The 16,899-nt window shown below is 72.3% G+C and carries 14 protein-coding genes; 11 read left to right on the top strand and 3 right to left on the bottom strand.

Annotated features, from left to right (window positions below; all coding sequences use genetic code 11):
• The first annotated feature begins 67 nt into the window (after nucleotides 1-67).
• From AC07FK_RS02675 to nudC, 3 genes are all read left to right on the top strand, one after another.
• Nucleotides 68-4,006 carry a UvrD-helicase domain-containing protein gene (locus AC07FK_RS02675; protein WP_479101847.1) on the top strand — a complete coding sequence of 1,313 codons (3,939 nt, stop codon included), beginning with the start codon at nucleotides 68-70 and terminating at the stop codon, nucleotides 4,004-4,006.
• A gap of 10 nt (nucleotides 4,007-4,016) precedes the next feature.
• Complete coding sequence (locus AC07FK_RS02670) at nucleotides 4,017-5,417, top strand: dipeptidase (RefSeq protein WP_479101845.1); 1,401 nt, start codon at nucleotides 4,017-4,019, stop codon at nucleotides 5,415-5,417.
• A 218-nt stretch (nucleotides 5,418-5,635) separates the two neighbouring features.
• A complete protein-coding gene (gene nudC / locus AC07FK_RS02665) occupies nucleotides 5,636-6,544 on the top strand; it encodes an NAD(+) diphosphatase (RefSeq protein ID WP_479102555.1) in 909 nt (302 codons plus the stop codon).
• 88 nt (nucleotides 6,545-6,632) lie between these two features.
• On the opposite strand, the gene AC07FK_RS02660 is transcribed toward nudC, so the two are convergent.
• The gene (locus AC07FK_RS02660; RefSeq protein WP_138897847.1) at nucleotides 6,633-6,887 is read right to left on the bottom strand and encodes a mycoredoxin; all 255 of its coding nucleotides are present in this window, start codon (nucleotides 6,885-6,887) and stop codon (nucleotides 6,633-6,635) included.
• 170 nt (nucleotides 6,888-7,057) lie between these two features.
• On the opposite strand from AC07FK_RS02660, the gene AC07FK_RS02655 reads away from it, so the two are divergent.
• From AC07FK_RS02655 to AC07FK_RS02635, 5 genes are all read left to right on the top strand, one after another.
• Nucleotides 7,058-9,247: an ATP-dependent DNA helicase UvrD2 gene (locus AC07FK_RS02655; RefSeq protein WP_479101843.1), complete on the top strand. Its 2,190-nt coding sequence runs from the start codon at nucleotides 7,058-7,060 to the stop codon at nucleotides 9,245-9,247.
• A gap of 184 nt (nucleotides 9,248-9,431) precedes the next feature.
• A complete protein-coding gene (locus tag AC07FK_RS02650; RefSeq protein ID WP_479102553.1) occupies nucleotides 9,432-9,725 on the top strand; it encodes a hypothetical protein in 294 nt (97 codons plus the stop codon).
• Between the two features lie 157 nt (nucleotides 9,726-9,882).
• Nucleotides 9,883-10,269: a WhiB family transcriptional regulator gene (locus tag AC07FK_RS02645; protein ID WP_479101841.1), complete on the top strand. Its 387-nt coding sequence runs from the start codon at nucleotides 9,883-9,885 to the stop codon at nucleotides 10,267-10,269.
• Entirely contained in the window at nucleotides 10,266-10,589 is a 324-nt protein-coding gene (locus tag AC07FK_RS02640) for a hypothetical protein (RefSeq protein ID WP_479101839.1), read from the top strand. Before AC07FK_RS02645 ends, AC07FK_RS02640 begins: the two co-directional genes overlap by 4 nt.
• 121 nt (nucleotides 10,590-10,710) lie before the next feature.
• Entirely contained in the window at nucleotides 10,711-10,980 is a 270-nt protein-coding gene (locus AC07FK_RS02635) for a hypothetical protein (RefSeq protein WP_479102598.1), read from the top strand.
• A 9-nt stretch (nucleotides 10,981-10,989) separates the two neighbouring features.
• On the opposite strand, the gene AC07FK_RS02630 is transcribed toward AC07FK_RS02635, so the two are convergent.
• Both AC07FK_RS02630 and AC07FK_RS02625 read right to left on the bottom strand, forming a co-directional pair.
• The gene (locus AC07FK_RS02630; protein ID WP_479101837.1) at nucleotides 10,990-12,456 is read right to left on the bottom strand and encodes an ABC1 kinase family protein; all 1,467 of its coding nucleotides are present in this window, start codon (nucleotides 12,454-12,456) and stop codon (nucleotides 10,990-10,992) included.
• Nucleotides 12,457-12,498: 42 nt separating this feature from the next.
• Nucleotides 12,499-13,671, bottom strand: coding sequence for a ThiF family adenylyltransferase (locus tag AC07FK_RS02625; protein WP_479101835.1), 1,173 nt, complete (start codon nucleotides 13,669-13,671; stop codon nucleotides 12,499-12,501).
• A gap of 197 nt (nucleotides 13,672-13,868) precedes the next feature.
• Between AC07FK_RS02625 and AC07FK_RS02620 the strand changes: the two genes are divergently transcribed.
• From AC07FK_RS02620 to AC07FK_RS02610, 3 genes are all read left to right on the top strand, one after another.
• Nucleotides 13,869-14,444: a M48 metallopeptidase family protein gene (locus AC07FK_RS02620; protein ID WP_479101834.1), complete on the top strand. Its 576-nt coding sequence runs from the start codon at nucleotides 13,869-13,871 to the stop codon at nucleotides 14,442-14,444.
• Nucleotides 14,445-14,585: 141 nt separating this feature from the next.
• Nucleotides 14,586-16,202 (top strand): TerD family protein, encoded by a 1,617-nt coding sequence (locus tag AC07FK_RS02615; RefSeq protein ID WP_479101832.1) that lies wholly within the window; start codon nucleotides 14,586-14,588, stop codon nucleotides 16,200-16,202.
• Between the two features lie 11 nt (nucleotides 16,203-16,213).
• The gene (locus tag AC07FK_RS02610; protein ID WP_479101830.1) at nucleotides 16,214-16,894 is read left to right on the top strand and encodes an AIM24 family protein; all 681 of its coding nucleotides are present in this window, start codon (nucleotides 16,214-16,216) and stop codon (nucleotides 16,892-16,894) included.
• Nucleotides 16,895-16,899 lie beyond the last annotated feature (5 nt).

Genomic DNA, 16,899 nt, shown 5'->3' with positions numbered 1-16,899 from the left:
CCCGGCGACCGCGTAGCCCCGCGCTCACGGAACGTGGTTGTCGGTGGGGGCGGATAGCCTCTCTGGGGTGTCAGCCCGAATCACCGACCCCGAGGAGCTCAAAGAGCTCCTCGGCATCCCGTTCACCCCGGAGCAGATGGCGTGCATCACCGCACCGCCTGCCCCGCAGGTCATCGTGGCCGGAGCCGGTTCGGGCAAGACGACGGTCATGGCCGCGCGCGTGGTGTGGCTGGTTGGCACCGGGCAGGTCGCGCCCGAGCAGGTGCTCGGGCTCACCTTCACCAACAAGGCGGCCGGTGAGCTGGCCGAGCGCGTCCGCAAGGCGCTGGTGCGCGCCGGGGTGACCGACCCCGACCTCATCGACCCCGACAATCCTCCCGGCGAACCCCGGATCTCGACGTACCACGCCTTCGCCGGGCAGCTCCTCGCCGAGCACGGGCTGCGCATCGGCGTCGAACCGACCGCCCGCCTCCTCGCCGACGCCACCCGCTACCAGCTCGCCGCGCGGGTGCTGCGGGAGGCGCCGGGACCGTACCCGGCGCTCACGAAGTCGTTCCCGTCGCTGGTCAGCGACCTGCTCGCACTGGACGCCGAGCTGGCCGAGCACTTGGTGAAGCCGGCCCGCCTCGCGGCGTACGACACCGCGCTGCTGCACACCCTCGCGTCCGTCAAGCTCTCCAACGCCGACCTGCGCAAGATCCCCGAGGCCGCCGCCGGCCGCCTCGAACTCCTCGACCTCACCGCCCGCTACCGCGAGGCCAAGCGCAGCCGCGACCTCCTCGACTTCGGTGACCAGATCGCGCTCTCCGCCGAACTCGCGCTCACCAGCGAGGAGGCCGGCCGGATTCTGCGCGACGAGTTCCGGGTGGTCCTGCTGGACGAGTACCAGGACACGTCCGTCGCCCAGCGCCTGCTCCTGTCCGGACTGTTCGGCGGCGGCACCGGGCACGCGGTGACGGCGGTCGGCGACCCCTGCCAGGCGATCTACGGCTGGCGCGGCGCGTCCGTCGCCAACCTCGACGACTTCCCGGCGCACTTCCCGTACGCCGACGGGAGCCCCGCCGCCCGCTACTCGCTCAGCGAGAACCGCCGCAGCGGCGGCCGCCTCCTCGACCTGGCCAACGGCCTGGCCGTCCCCCTGCGTGCCATGCACGAGGGCGTGGAGGCCCTGCGCCCGGCCCCCGGCGCCGAGCGCGACGGCATCGTCCGCTGCGCCCTGCTGCCCACCCACGGGGAGGAGATCGCGTGGCTGGCCGACTCGGTTGCCCACCTCGTCCGTACGGGAAAGGAGCCGGGCGAGATCGCCGTCCTGTGCCGTACGGCGGGTGACTTCGCGGAGATCCAGGGCGCGCTCGTGGACCGCGACGTACCGGTCGAGGTGGTCGGTCTCTCCGGCCTGCTCCACCTCCCGGAGGTCGCGGACCTGGTCGCCGTCTGTGAAGTCCTCCAGGACCCCGGCGCCAACGCCTCGCTCGTACGGATCCTCACCGGACCGCGCTGGCGCATCGGCCCGCGCGACCTGGCGCTGCTCGGACGCCGCGCCCGCCTGCTCGTGCACCGCGAGCGGGGCGCCGACCCCGACGCCGACCCCGACGGCAGGCTGGCCGAGGCGGTCGAGGGAGTGGACCCGGCGGAGGTCGTCTCCCTGGCGGACGCGCTCGACACGTTCCTGGAGTCCGGCGGCGGACCGGACGACGGCCTGCCCTTCTCGGCGGACGCCCGGGTCCGTTTCGCCCGCCTCGCGGCCGAACTGCGGGACCTGCGGCGCTCGCTCGCGGACCCGCTGATGGACGTCCTGCACCGGGTGCTCGCGACGACGGGCCTCGAAGTGGAACTGTCCGCCTCGCCGCACGCCCTGGCTGCCCGCCGGCGCGAGACGCTGAGCAACTTCCTGGACGTCGCGGCGGGATTCGCCGTGCTCGACGGCGAGGCGAGCCTGCTGGCCTTCCTCGCCTTCCTGCGGACCGCCGCCCAGTACGAGAAGGGCCTGGACAACGCCCTGCCCGGCGGTGAGAACACCGTCAAGGTCCTCACCGCCCACAAGTCCAAAGGGCTGGAGTGGGACGTCGTGGCGGTGCCGGGCCTGGTCACCGGCCACTTCCCCAGCGAGCAGTCGCGCGACGCGTGGACCTCCCAGGCGAAGGTCCTCCCGCACGCGCTGCGCGGCGACGCGAAGACGCTGCCGGACGTCGACGACTGGGACGCCAAGGGCGTCAAGGCATTCAAGGACGCGATGAAGGCCCACCAGCACACCGAGGAACTGCGCCTGGGGTACGTCACGTTCACCCGCCCCCGTTCGCTGCTGCTGGGCTCGGGGCACTGGTGGGGCCCGACCCAGAAGAAGCCGCGCGGCCCCTCCGGCTTCCTGCGGGCGCTGTACGACCACTGCGCGGCCGGATTCGGCGAGATCGAGGCGTGGGCGGACGAGCCGGCGGCGGACGAGGAGAACCCGTCCCTGCGCGAGGCGGCGACGGACCGCGCCTGGCCGCTGCCGCTGGACCCGGAGTCGTTGGCCCGGCGCCGCCGGGCGGCGGAGACGGTCATGGCCCACCTGAGAAGCCTGGCGACGGCACGGGCCGACGAGGCGGAGGCGGTGGGGGAGCCGCCCGCCGGCTTCGACGAGCCGATGGAGCCGGAGTTCGAGCCGGATTTCCAGCACGACTTCGAGCCGGATTTCGATGCCGGCATCGAACCGGACCACGACGCGCCGCCGGCCGACTGGGACGCCCTGCTCACGGAACGTCCGGCACCCCTCCCGTACGTCACCCCGGCCGTGGAAACTCCCGTCGACGCGGACCCGGCGCCCGGGACGCAGGCACACCCCGGAGCGGAGCCCGAGACCGGCAGCGGGGCGTACCCCCTGGCCGGGACGTACCCCTTGGCCGGGACGGAGAACGGCGCCGCGCGCAGCGCCGCCTCCGCGACGGGCCGGCGCGACGAGGTCACAGCCCGCACCACGACCGGCGCCGATGCACACGACCATGCCGAGCCTCGGCTCGACAAGCGTGACGAAGAGGCCCGGGAACCGGCGGACGAGGGCGCCCGGCAGCGGGTCTCCCTCCCGCCCGGCGCCGTACCCGGCGCCCGGACGCACGCGCGGGCGGAGCCGGCCGACGGCGCCGGGCACGCGAGCGCCGTACCGCCCGCGCCGCACCACGACGCCGTACGCGCCCGCCCGCACCCCGCGGACCCGCCGCCCGGCACCTCGTCACCGGAGTCGCCCGGGGCCGCCGTCTCGCGGCGCACGGCGGACCCCCGGCTCCGTGCGCCCCGCCCCCGCGCGGAGGCGCCGGAAGGACTCACCCCCGAGGAGGCCCGCGCCGTCGCCTCCTGGGACCGGGATCTCGACGCCCTCGCCGGCGAGCTGCGCCGTGCGCGGTCCACCACGCGCGACGTCGCGGTGCCGCCGTCCCTCACCGCGTCGCAGCTCCTGCGCCTCGCCGCCGACCCCGACGGCTTCGCCCAGGAGCTCGCCCGGCCCATGCCGCGCCCGCCCCAGCCCGCCGCCCGGCGCGGGACCCGGTTCCACGCCTGGGTGGAGTCGCGTTTCGAGGAGCTGCCGCTGCCCATGCTCGGCCCGGACGAGCTGCCCGGCGGCGACGAGACGGAGGCCGAGATCGCGGACGAGCGCGACCTGGCCGCGCTCAAGGAGGCGTTCGACCGCACCCCGTACGCCCGCCGCACCCCGTACCGCGTCGAGGCCCCCTTCCACCTCACCCTTGCGGGCCGCGTCGTCCGGGGCCGTATAGACGCCGTGTACCGCGACGAGGAGACCGGCGCGTTCGAGATCGTCGACTGGAAGACCAGCCGCACCCGCGCCGCCGACCCCCTCCAGCTCGCCGTCTACCGCCTCGCGTGGGCGGAGCAGTACGACCTGCCCCTCGAATCCGTCGGTGCCGCGTTCCTCTACGTACGCACCGGAGAAGTCGCACGTCCCGCCCGCCTCCCTGGCCGTGCCGAGCTGGAGCGCATCCTCCTGGACGAGCCGGGTCCGGGGGCCGGATAGGCTCGGGGCCATGAGCGACACCCCGGACAGCGTCGTCCGCACGTACATAGACACGCACCGTGCTTCCTTCCTCGGCGACCTCGCCGAGTGGCTGCGCATCCCGTCCGTGTCGGCCCAGCCGGACCACGCCGCCGACGTACGGCGCAGCGCCGAATGGCTCGCCGGGAAGCTCAGGGAGACCGGATTCCCGGTCGCCGAGATCTGGCCGACCGCGGGCGCCCCGGCGGTCTTCGCCGAGTGGCCCAGCGGCGACCCGGCCGCCCCCACCGTGCTCGTCTACGGGCACCACGACGTGCAGCCCGCCGCCCGCGAGGACGGCTGGCACACCGACCCCTTCGAGCCGGAGATCGTCGACGGCCGGCTCTACGCCCGCGGCGCCGCCGACGACAAGGGACAGGTGTTCTTCCACACCCTCGGCGTACGGGCCCACCTCGCCGCCACCGGCCGCACCGCCCCCGCCGTCAACCTGAAGCTGCTCGTCGAGGGTGAGGAGGAGTCCGGATCGCCGCACTTCCGCGCCCTCGTCGAGGAGCACGCGGAGCGCCTCGCCGCCGACGCGGTGATCGTCTCCGACACCGGCATGTGGTCCGAGGACACCCCGACCGTCTGCACCGGCATGCGGGGCGTGGCCGACTGCGAGATCGACCTGTACGGCCCCGACCAGGACATCCACTCGGGATCCTTCGGCGGCGCCGTCCCCAACCCGGCCACCGTCGCCGCCCGCCTCGTCGCCGCGCTCCACGACGAGAACGAGCACGTCACGGTCCCCGGCTTCTACGACGGCATCGTCGAGCTCACGGACCGCGAGCGCGCACTCTTCGCCGAGCTGCCCTTCGACGAGGCCGCGTGGCTGCGTACGGCCAAGTCGCGGGCCACTCTCGGCGAGGCGGGCCACACCACCCTGGAGCGCGTCTGGGCCCGTCCGACCGCCGAGGTCAACGGCATCGGCGGCGGCTACCAGGGCCCCGGCGGGAAGACCATCGTGCCGTCCTCCGCGCATCTGAAGCTGTCGTTCCGCCTGGTCGCCGGCCAGGAGCCGGAGAAGATCGAGCGCGCCGTCGCCGACTGGGTCGCGTCACGCGTCCCGGCCGGCATCCGCCACGAGATCACGTTCGGCGCCGCCACCCGCCCGTGCCTGACGCCGCTCGACCACCCCGCCCTCCAGTCCGTCGTACGGGCCATGGGCCGTGCTTTCGGCCAGGAGATCCTCTTCACGCGCGAGGGGGGCTCGGGACCCGCCGCCGACCTTCAGGACGTGCTCGGTGCGCCGGTGCTCTTCCTGGGAGTCTCGGTACCGTCCGACGGCTGGCACTCGCCCAATGAGAAGGTCGAGCTCGACCTGTTGCTCAAGGGCGTCGAAACCACCGCCTACCTGTGGGGCGACCTCGCGGCGCACTGGCGCGCCTCCTGAACCTCAAGACCGTCCGAATACACCAGGGGGAGTTGGAAGCACCTGTGAGCACCTCGACCGACCACACGGCACCGACCGCGGACAGCACGGCGACCACGGCGACCACCGGCACCCCGGTGCCCACCGGCACCCCGGCGCCCACCGGCACCACGGCGGACACAGTCAGCACGGACAGCGCGCTCGGCGCCGCCGGGAAGGCCGGCGTCCAGGACCCGCCCATCGGGCTCACCGCCCCGAGCGGCATCGACCGCGCCGCGCACCACCGCCTCGACGAGGCGTGGCTGGCCGCCGCCTGGAGCCACCCCACCACCCGCGTCTTCGTGGTCTCCGGCGGGCAGGCGCTGATCGACGACACCCCGGACGGGCGCACCGAGCTGGTGATGACCCCGGCCTTCGAGGCCCCGGTCACCGAGACGCACCGCTACTTCCTCGGTACGGACGAGGAGGGCGTCAGCTACTTCGCGCTCCAGAAGGACTCCCTGCCGGGCCGCATGGACCAGTCCGCGCGCCCCGCCGGCCTGCGCGAGGCGGGGCTCCTGCTCGACCCGCGCGACGCGGGCCTGATGGTCCACGCCGTCGCCCTGGAGAACTGGCAGCGGCTCCACCGTTTCTGCTCGCGCTGCGGCGAGCGCACCGTCATCGCGGCGGCCGGGCACATCCGCCGCTGCCAGGCGTGCGGCGCCGAGCACTACCCGCGCACCGACCCGGCCGTGATCATGCTGGTCACCGACGAGGAGGACCGGGCGCTCCTCGGCCGTCAGGTGCACTGGCCGGAAGGCCGGTTCTCGACCCTCGCGGGCTTCGTGGAGCCCGGCGAGACGATCGAGGAGTCGGTGGCGCGTGAGGTCTTCGAGGAGGCGGGCGTCACCGTCGGCCGGGTCGAGTACGTCGCCAGCCAGCCGTGGCCCTTCCCGTCCAGCCTGATGCTGGGCTTCATGGCGCGTGCCACGTCGTCGGAGATCAACGTGGACGGCGAGGAGATCGAGGAGGCGCGCTGGTTCTCCAGGGACGACCTGCGCGGCGCCATCGAGAGCGGCGAGATCCTCCCCCCGTCGGGCATCTCGATCGCCGCCCGCCTGGTGGAGCTCTGGTACGGCAAGCCCCTGCCGAAGCCGCTGAACCCGTAGAACGAGCACGTCGAGGGCCCCCGCACCGTGTGCGGGGGCCCTCGACATGTGTTCGCGGCCCGTACGGCGTCCGGCCGCACGGTGGACCTCAGACGCCCAGTGCCTGCTTGACCTGCGCGAGGCTGGGGTTGGTCATGACCGACTGCTCGCCCTGGTGGGGGATCACGAGCACGGTCGGGACCGTCTGGTTTCCGCCATTGGCCTTCTCGACGAACGCCGCGGACTCCGGGTCCTGCTCGATGTTGATCTCGTTGTACGCGATGCCCTCGCGGTCCATCTGGCTCTTGAGCCGACGGCAGTAGCCGCACCACGTGGTGCTGTACATCGTCACAGTGCCCTGCATGTCCTCGGCGCTCCTTTGCTCGGCTGGGGGTCCGTAATCCCAGAAGCTGAACGTACGCGACGGCGAGGCCATTCCCGCACCGGTACTACTGGCTCCCTCCGGTACTACTGGCTCCCTGCCCCTGTGGACAACGGCACCGCCCATCTCTCCCGACCTGGGAGCATGGCTGTGTGACAGCAGCAACGCACTCCTCTCTTTTCCCGCAGGTCCCCGAGTCGGCGGACGCGGTGCTCGAAGGGCTCGACCCCGAGCAGCGCCAGGTCGCGGAGGCCCTGCACGGTCCGGTGTGCGTTCTGGCGGGGGCCGGCACCGGCAAGACGCGCGCCATCACGCACCGCATCGCGTTCGGCGTGCGCGCCGGAATTCTCCAGCCCGCCAGTGTGCTGGCCGTCACGTTCACCAACCGGGCAGCGGGGGAGATGCGCGGGCGGCTCCGCCAGCTCGGCGCGGGCGGCGTCCAGGCCCGGACCTTCCACTCCGCCGCGCTGCGCCAGCTGCAGTACTTCTGGCCGAAAGCAGTCGGTGGCGACCTCCCCCGGCTCGTCGAGCGAAAGATCCAGCTGGTGGCCGAGGCGGCGGCGCGCTGCCGCGTCCGCCTCGACCGCAACGAGCTGCGGGACGTGACGGGCGAGATCGAGTGGGCGAAGGTCACCCAGACCGTCCCCGGCGACTACCCGGCCGCGGCGGCCAAGGCCGGCCGGGACACTCCGCGCGACGCGGCCGAGATCTCCCAGATCTACGCGATGTACGAACAGCTCAAGCGCGACCGAGCCATGATCGACTTCGAGGACGTGCTGCTGCTCACCGTCGGCATCCTCCAGGACCGTGACGACATCGCCGACCACGTGCGCAGCCAGTACCAGCACTTCGTGGTGGACGAATACCAGGACGTCAGCCCGCTCCAGCAGCGGCTGCTCGAACTGTGGCTGGGCGACCGGCCGAACCTGTGCGTCGTCGGCGACGCCAGCCAGACGATCTACTCCTTCACCGGCGCCACCCCCGATTACCTGCTCGACTTCCGCACCAAGCACCCGGCTGCGACGGTCGTGAAGCTGGTGCGCGACTACCGGTCGACGCCCCAGGTCGTGCACCTGGCCAACGGGCTGCTCGGCCAGGCCCGCGGCCGCGCCGCCGAGCACCGGCTGGAACTGGTCTCCCAGCGGGAGGCGGGCCCCGAGCCGGTCTACACCGAGTACGCCGACGAGCCCGCCGAGGCAGAGGGCACCGCCCGCCGCATCCGGGACCTCGTCGCCGCCGGAGTCCCGGCCGGCGAGATCGCCGTGCTTTACCGCATCAACGCCCAGTCGGAGGTCTACGAACAGGCCCTGGCCGACGCGGGGGTGCCCTACCAGCTGCGGGGCGCGGAGCGGTTCTTCGAGCGCCAGGAAGTGCGCAAGGCGATCAACGGCCTGCGCAGCGCCGCCCGGTTCGGGAACAACGACCCGCTGCTCGACGACGTGGTCGACCTGCCCTCCCAGACCCGCGCCGTCCTCAGCGGCAGCGGCTGGAGCACCCAGCCCCCGGCCGGCTCGGGCGCCGTCCGTGACCAGTGGGAGTCACTGGCCGCTCTGGTCCGTCTCGCCGAGGACTTCGCTAAGGCCAGGCCCGCCGCGACACTCTCCGACCTCGTGACCGAGCTCGACGAGCGCGCCGCCGCCCAGCACGCGCCGACCGTCCAGGGCGTCACCCTCGCCTCGCTGCACTCCGCGAAGGGCCTGGAGTGGGACGCCGTGTTCCTGGTCGGCCTCACCGAGGGCATGATGCCGATCACCTACGCCAAGACCGACGAGCAGGTCGAGGAAGAACGACGCCTCCTGTACGTGGGAGTCACCCGCGCTCGCCTGCACCTCGGTCTGTCCTGGGCACTGTCCCGTTCCCCGGGCGGCAGGGCCTCGCGCCGCCCGAGCCGCTTCCTGAACGGGCTGCGCCCGGGTTCCCCGGCTTCGGGCAGCCGTGGAGCGGGCGCTCCGCGCGGCCCTGGCGGCACCGGCGGCGCCGCGGCCGGCGCCGCCAAGCGCAGGCGCCGGAGCTCGGCACTGTGCCGGGTGTGCGGGAAGACCCTCACCGACGCCGGCGAGGTGAAGCTGATGCGGTGCGAGGACTGCCCGTCCGACATGGACGAGGGGCTGTACGAACGCCTGCGCGACTGGCGGGCGGACCGGGCGCGGGAGCTGGGCCAGCCGGCGTACTGCGTCTTCACCGACAAGACGCTGATGGCCATCGCCGAGGCCGCTCCGGGCGAGGCGGGAGAACTGGCCGTCATCCCGGGGGTCGGCGCGCGGAAGCTGGAGCGTTTTGGGGCCGATGTGCTGGCTCTCTGTGCAGGTCAGGAGCTTGAGAGGGCCGACGAGGAAGACTGATTCAAACTCGTCGGAAAAATAGTTTGCGCATGCCCCGCAGATCCCCATAGGTTCTTAACCACGGGAACAGCGACTTCTCTGAAGCCCTGATTCCGTGCTGTACTTATCCGAATACGTAGGGACCGGGCCTCGCGCCATCAGGTCCCCGAGACGCCGAGAGGAGGCGAGCCCAGTGACCAGCTTCATGAACTTCACCAAAATGACCGATCGCTCGGTCGTCGCCCCCTGCCCGCTCGGCCTCTCGCTCCCTGGCACCGGTCTGTCCGGCATTCCCGCCGTCCGTCTGGCGTCCCTTGCGGGCCTGGCTGTCCTGGCGCGCAATGAGCGACCGACCGAGGCACCGGAAGCAGCAGTAGCGACGGCACAGGCGAGGGCCTACGCCTTTGCGGCAGCCGGTGCCGGAGCCAAGAAGCAGACGACGCAGCACCACACGATGTGGGCCTTCCGTGGGCTCGAACCCTGGAGTGATCCAGCCTGATCAGAATCAGGCAGGCGCCTCCAGGGCCGCGGAACCCCACCAGGGATCCGCGGCCCTTCTGTTTTTCCCGAACGGGAAACGCAGAACGGAGGGGCCTCGGGACAGCAACCGCCACCCGGCCGACCGGCCGGAACGACTCGACGAGGAAACAACCACCGTGCAACTCGATACGCACGCCCCGTCCGTACCGCCTTCCCAAACGATCACCCCGCCCGGTCTCACGGAGGACTCAGCCTTGACTGCCCCGACTTCCCTCGCCCCGCTCACCGCGCTCACCGCGCTCGACGACGCCATCGAGAACCTCGGCGTGCCCGTCCCCTGCCGCTCGTACGACCCGGAAGTCTTCTTCGCCGAGTCCCCGGCCGATGTCGAGTACGCCAAGTCGCTCTGCCGCACCTGCCCGCTGGTCGAGGCGTGCCTCGCCGGTGCCAAGGAGCGCCGCGAGCCTTGGGGCGTCTGGGGCGGAGAGCTGTTCGTCCAGGGTGTCGTCGTCGCTCGCAAGCGGCCGCGTGGCCGCCCGCGCAAGAACCCGGTCTCGGCATGAACGTCACCGGAACCATCGACCGACCCCATACGCACGATCCCAAGAAGCAGGCCCCGATGACCTCTTCCCCCAGCGAGCCGTTCGGCTCCGCTACCCACGACGTCACCATCAGCGGCGCGAACGACTCGCGTCAGAACAGGAACCGCGAGATGCAACTCATCCCAGAAGCTCTGGCCCGTGCCCATATGCAAGAACGCCGACGGGAAGCCGAGGCGGAACACCAGGCCGTGCGCCTGGTCGCCGCCCGGCGGATGCAGCGCCGCGCCGAGCGCGTCTCACTGCGTGCCCGCCGCGCTCTGGCCATGGCGGTCATGCAGTAACAGGCAGGCGCACAGCAGGCCATGGCAGCAACGAGCTCTTCGCGGGGGCCGGTCCGCACGGACCGGCCCCCGCGGTGCGTTGTACCGCCTCCCAACAGCCCGTCGGGGATATCGTCACGGAGTGCCGAGTCCTTCCGATCAGCCCGCCGAGCCCGTCCGGCCCGCGAAGCACGCTGAGCCCGCCCAGACCGGGGAGCCCGCCCAGACCGGGGAGCCCGCCGGGCCGGGTGACGAGGCCGTTGTGTGCTCCCGTTGCGGAAAGCCTGCCGAGAGCACCCCGCCGACCTGGACCTGCTCGGTGGAGAACGGCCGTCGCCACTACTTCTGCGACGACTGCGCGCGCGCCAACCTCAGGGCGATCGAGGGCAGGCTCGACTCGCCCTGGTGGTGAACGCCCGGTTCACGCCCCGGCCACAGCCCCGTCCTCCTCGTCCGCCCCGGCCTCCGCGATCTCTGCGTCCTCTACGCCTTCTTCGCCCTCTTCGGCGAGGAACCCGGGCAGCCACTCCTCCAGTTCCTGCCGCAGCCGTACGGTCGCGCCCAACTGGCAGAGCACTCCGATGGTGCTCAGGGTCACCCGGTGGATCAGCAGGTAGGCCGGCGGCAGATTGAGCTGCTTGCCCAACTGGTGCGCGGGGGAACGGACATCAGCGATCCGCGCCGCCTGCTGGCGTATCCAGCTGCGGGTGAACGTGAATTCCTCGACCTGTGCCGGCTCGATGATCGGCAGCAGGTACTCCAGCACCGCTTCGGGGTCGAGGGCGATCGAATCCTTCACGAAGCCCTCCTCGCGGAGCAGCTCGTACACCGCGTCGGCCTCACCGTCGATCGTCATCCGCAGAGAGGCGCCGATCGTCGCGGGCAGCCCGCCGGGCAGCCGGTCCACGGTGCCGAAGTCCAGCACCCCGAGCCGCCATTGGCCTGCCGCGCCGTCCTGGCCGGCCTCGCCGCCGTCCTCCCCGTCGTCCCCGTCCGCAGTGCGCGCGGGGTCTGCCGGGAGGAGCCGGAAGTTGCCCGGGTGGGGGTCCGCGTGGAGCAGGCCGGTCCGGGCCGGCCCCGAGAAGAGGAATCGGGCCAGCAACTGCCCCGCCCTGTCCCGCTGCTCCGGCGTGCCGTCGGCGATCACGTCCGCCATCGGGATGCCGTCGATCCACTCGGTCACCAGCACCTGGTCGCTCTGGTGCACCACACCGGGCACCACCACGTCCGGGTCGTCGGCGAACCGCTCCGCGTGCTGCCGCTGGGCCGCTGCCTCCAGTTCGTAGTCCAGCTCCTCCGACACCCGGTCGCGCAGCTCGGTGATGAGCGGCTTGATGTCCATCCCCGGCACCAACGGGCCGAGCAGCCTGGCGAAGCGGCTGAGCTGGTTCAGGTCGGATAGCAGAGCCTCTCCGGCGCCCGGGTACTGCACCTTGACGGCCACCTCGCGCCCGTCGTGCCACACGGCCCGGTGCACCTGGCCGATCGAAGCCGCAGCCGACGGCTTGTCCGCGAACTCCAGGAACAGCTCGCGCCATTGGGCCCCGAGCCGCTCCTCCAGCACCGCGTGGACCGTGCGCGTCGGCATCGGCGGCGCGGCCTCCTGGAGCTTCGTCAGCGCCGCCCGGTACGGCCCGGCGACCTCTTCGGGAAGGGCCGACTCGAACACCGACAGGGCCTGGCCCAGCTTCATCGCGCCCCCCTTCAGCTCGCCGAGGACCTTGAACAACTGGTCTGCCGTCCGCTGTTGCAGCTCGCGGGTCACTATCTCCGCCGACTTGCCACCGATTCTCTTGCCCAGGCCCCAGGTGGCGCGGCCGGCGAAGCCCAGTGGCAGTGCTGCCAGCTTGGCGGTACGGGTGACCGCCTTCCGGGGAAGATCAGACATGCGCCCCTCCAAATCCCAGACACCCGTGGCCGCCTGCGACGGTCACCCGGCCATTGTGTCCTGTGGCTCCCCGGCACCCGAGGCGCACTCCGCGTGAGTCTTCCCACCCTCCCCCCGAGACCGCCCGGCGCCGCAGGAGCAGTCGCGGTGCGGCGACACCGGCTCCAGCCGCCAGTCCAGGAGCGGCTGGGAGATCTCCCAGCGGACCCCCGTCGTCGCGGGCAGTTCACCGTCCAGGAAGGACAGGGCGTGCGCCGCGGCCAGCCCCGCCACCGTGGACGCCAGACCGACGTCGCACGCCGGTACCGGCCCGCCGCGCCCGGAGCGCCACTGCGCCAGCATGCGCAACCACTCCGGATCCCGGTCCGCCCGCGCCAGCGCCATGCACTGCGCGCACGCGCTCCCGCCCGGCAGCACCAGCGGCCCCACCACCCCGGTCGCCTCCGCGACCCCCGCATAGAGATGGGGCGTCCCCGAAAGCAGCCACGGCTCGGCGGCGACGGGATCGGGCGCATACGCGGCGGTCCCGTCCCGCGGCGCCACGATCACCAGCGAAAGACCCGGCTCACCCGCGGCCGAGGGCCCCGCCGCTCCGATGCTCTCCGCCGCCCGCGGAGGACGGCCGGGCGCCGCCCGTCGCACCAGTTGCCGCGCCGCCACGTCCCGCCACGTGCCCACCGACTCCGCGCTCAGCCCGCCCGGGGCGACGTCCCAGGGCTCCGTGGACCCGCCGTCGAGCACCTCGACCCGTCCCACGCCCCCGGCGGCGAGCACTGACGCGATCGTCGCGCCGACCCGCCCCGCGCCCCGCACCTGGACCCGCATCGAGCGCCGTGCCGCCAGGCGCCGTGCCGCGCCGCCCGGTTCGCAGTGCACGACGGAGAGGGACGCCAGATCCGGGCGAACCCGGTCGAACGTCTCGGTGCGCGCCCGCAGCGCGTCCGCCTCCGGGCCGCCCGCCGTCGCGTCGTCGATCAGCCCCGCCGCCGTCAGTCTCGCCACCAGTTCGTCCACCCGTCCGTCGGGCAGACCCATCCCCCGTGCCTCCTCCCGCAGCAGTGGGAGGCCGCGCGTCCCGTCGAGCAGCGCGAGGAAGCTGCCCGTCGCCGTGTCCACCGGGCCCACGGTCACCGCGTGTGCGGACGTCATGCCGAATTGCACGGTCTGCCGGTCCCGCCATGCGCGCCGCAGCGCGGGCTTCACCATCGGATGCATAACGCCGCCCCCTAGTCCCGTCCGTCTCCGGTCTCAGAATGCACGGCAGCGTCAGAGGGGGGCGAAAGTTGTCCACAGGTGCTGTGTATTAGTCGTACGAGTCGTACGAGTCGTTCGCCTGCCGCGCCGGCGAGTGGATCGCGCGCGAACCATCCGGAGGTGGGACTTCCGCCAGGGACAGCGGGTAACGTCGTGGCGTGCCCGTCGACCCTCTGCACCGCGCGACAAGCCAGCCGCCACGCGGCTCCCGGTCGAGCGCTGTAGAGGTCCGCCGAAGTGCCCGCCGCAGCAGGACGGTCTCCGCGTACCGCGAGGGCGACCGCACGATCGTCCTCATCCCCGCCCGCATGTCCGAGGCCGAGGAGCAGCGCTGGGTGACGGTGATGCTCGACAAGCTCGCCGCCCAGGAGAGCAAGCGCGTCTTCGGGGACGCCGAACTGGCCGAGCGGGCCCACCGGCTGTCCGCCCAGTATTTCGACGGCAGAGCACGCCCCGCCTCCGTGCGCTGGGTGACGAACCAGAACACCCGCTGGGGATCGTGCACTCCGGCCGAGGGCAGCATCCGGCTCTCGCACCGCCTCCAGGGCATGCCCGAGTACGTCGTCGACTACGTGCTCGTCCACGAGCTCGCCCACCTGCTCGTCCCCGGCCACGGACCGCGCTTCTGGCAGCTCCTGGAGGCGTACCCCCGCACCGAGCGCGCCCGTGGTTACCTCGAAGGAGTGGTCGCCGCCGAGCGGCTGCCGCACCTTCCGGGCGCCCGCCCCGAGTAGGCGCCCGCACCGAGTGAGCGCCCGCACCGAGTGACGCACGGTGATTGTGTACCGAGTGTGTACCGGCCTGGCCGGATGTGCCCGTTCGCGGGTTAGCCTGACGCGACGCATTCACCTCGGGATGGGGGACGGTCGTTACGCATGGCCAGGGAATTCCAACGCGGCCACAAGGCCAAAATCAGTGACCTCACAGCGGGTACGGATCTGTACGTAGGCGTGCAGATCGCGGCACCCGGACTCACCTTCGACATCAGCTGTTTCGGGCTCGACGCCAATGAGCAGCTCTCGGACGACCGGTATTTCATCTTCTTCAACCAGCCGAAGTCGCCCGAGGAGTCCATTCAGCTGCTCGGAGCGCAGTCCGGTGACACCGAGTCGTTCCGCGTCACGCTGGACCGCGTCCCGGCGAACATCCACCGGCTCTCCTTCACCGCGACGATCGACGGCGCGGGGCAGATGTCGCAGGTGGGCCCCGGGTACATCCGAATCGTCGCGGGTGGTGAAGAGGTCGTCCGCTACGCCTTCACCGGCTCGGAGTTCACCACCGAGCGCGCGGTGATGCTCGGCGACTTCTACCTCAAGGACGTGTGGCGCTTCGCCGCGGTCGGCCAGGGCTTCGACGGCGGGCTCGACGCCCTGCTGAAGAACTTCGGCGGCGAGGTCGCCGAGGAGCAGCCGGCCGCGCAGCCGCAGGCCGCGGCGCCCTCCTTCGCCCCGCCTCCCCAGGCCGCCCAGCCCGCGCCGTCCTTCGGCGCACCCACCGCCCCGCCGGCGCCCGCACCCGCCCCGGCCCCCGCGCAGGGCTTCGCGCCGCCGGCCCAGCAGCCGCCGCACCAGCAACCGGCGCCGCAGATGCACGCGACGCCGACGGTCGCCGCGCCGATGCCCGTGCCGCCCCAGGCCGGCTTCGCGCCGCAGGCTCCGCAGTCGCCGTACGGCCAGCCGCCCCAGCAGCCGCAGTTCGGACAGGTCCCGGGCCAGCTGCCCGGCCAGGTCCCGCCCCCGGCCGGTTACGGTCAGCCTGCCCCGTACGGCCAGCCCCAGGGCATGCCGCCGGGGATGCCCCAGGGCGTTCCCCAGGGCGTCCCGCAGGGCGGCGGCGGCCTCAAGGCGGCCCTCCAGCCGTACCGCGAGGCAGCCACCGGGCAGCGCTGGACCCCGCAGAACCAGCAGCTCATGCGCGTGGAACTGGGCATGGGCGGTACGCCGATCCTCGCCCGTCAGGGCAGCATGGTGATGTACCAGGGCAAGGTGGACTTCAGTCACAAGGGCGCGGGCTTCACCGGCCGCATCGTCGGTAACGCGACCGGCCAGGAGATGCAGCTCATGCGCTGCTCCGGACGCGGCCAGGTCTTCCTCGCGGAGAACGGCGCGCACCTGCACCCCATCGAGCTCCAGGGCGACGGTATCTGCGTCTCCGCCGAGAACGTGCTCGCGTTCGACGAGTCGCTCCAGTACGAGGTCCGCCGCATCGAGGGCCACGGCATCCCCGGCGGCGGCCTGTTCACCATGCAGTTCCAGGGAACGGGCACGGTCGTCGTGAAGACGCACGGCGTCCCGGTCGTCCTGCCGGTCACGCCGACCACGTTCGCCGACGCCAACGCCGTCGTCGCGTGGTCCTCGGCGTCCCAGGTGATCCTCTCCAGCCAGGTGCGCCTGCGCCGCAACGCCTACCCGGGCCACAGCGGAGAGACCGTCAACCTGCAGTTCCGGGGAGCGCCCGGAAACTTCATCGTCGTCCAGCCCTACGAGGTCTGAGGGAGCCCGTCATGAATCAGCAACTCGCGGGCTTCGCCCCGACCCCGATCGCGGCACGCATGGAGAACCACGGGCGCGCGATGCTCAAGGTCGCCATGGCCACCGGCCAGGACCTCTACGCGCGCACCGGCTCCATGGTGGCGTACGAGGGCTTCATCCAGTACGAGCCCAACCCGCCCGCCGTACGCCAGGTCGCGTCCCAGTGGGTCACCGGTGAGGGCGCGCCCGTCATGAAGTGCAGCGGCGACGGCCTGCTCTACCTCGCCGACTACGGCGCGGACGTCGTCGTCATCAACCTCAACAACGACTCGCTCTCGGTCAACGGCAGCAACGTGCTCGCCTTCGACGCGCACCTTCAGTGGGGCGTGGAGAAGGTCAAGGGCATGGCGAAGTTCGCCGGACAGGGCCTGTGGAACGTGGAGATCGCGGGCACCGGATGGGTCGCCCTGACCTCGCGCGGCACGCCGATCGTCGTCGAGTGCGGTCGCGGCGAGGACGAGACGTACGTCGACCCCGACGCGCTCGTCGCCTGGTCACCGAACCTCAAGGTGAAGGGCAAGCGCAGCTTCAAGGCCTCCGCCCTCGTCGGGCGGGGCAGCGGAGAGGCGTACCAGATGGCCTTCTCCGGCGAGGGAATCGTCGTCGTACAGCCGAGCGAGGACAGCACCGACCGCCTGCGGGTCCGGGGCTGAGGGGG

The organism is Streptomyces sp. NPDC046122 (genome assembly GCF_056429965.1).
The sequence above is the reverse complement of the archived record's forward strand: the minus strand, read 5'-3'. Positions and strand labels throughout refer to the sequence as shown.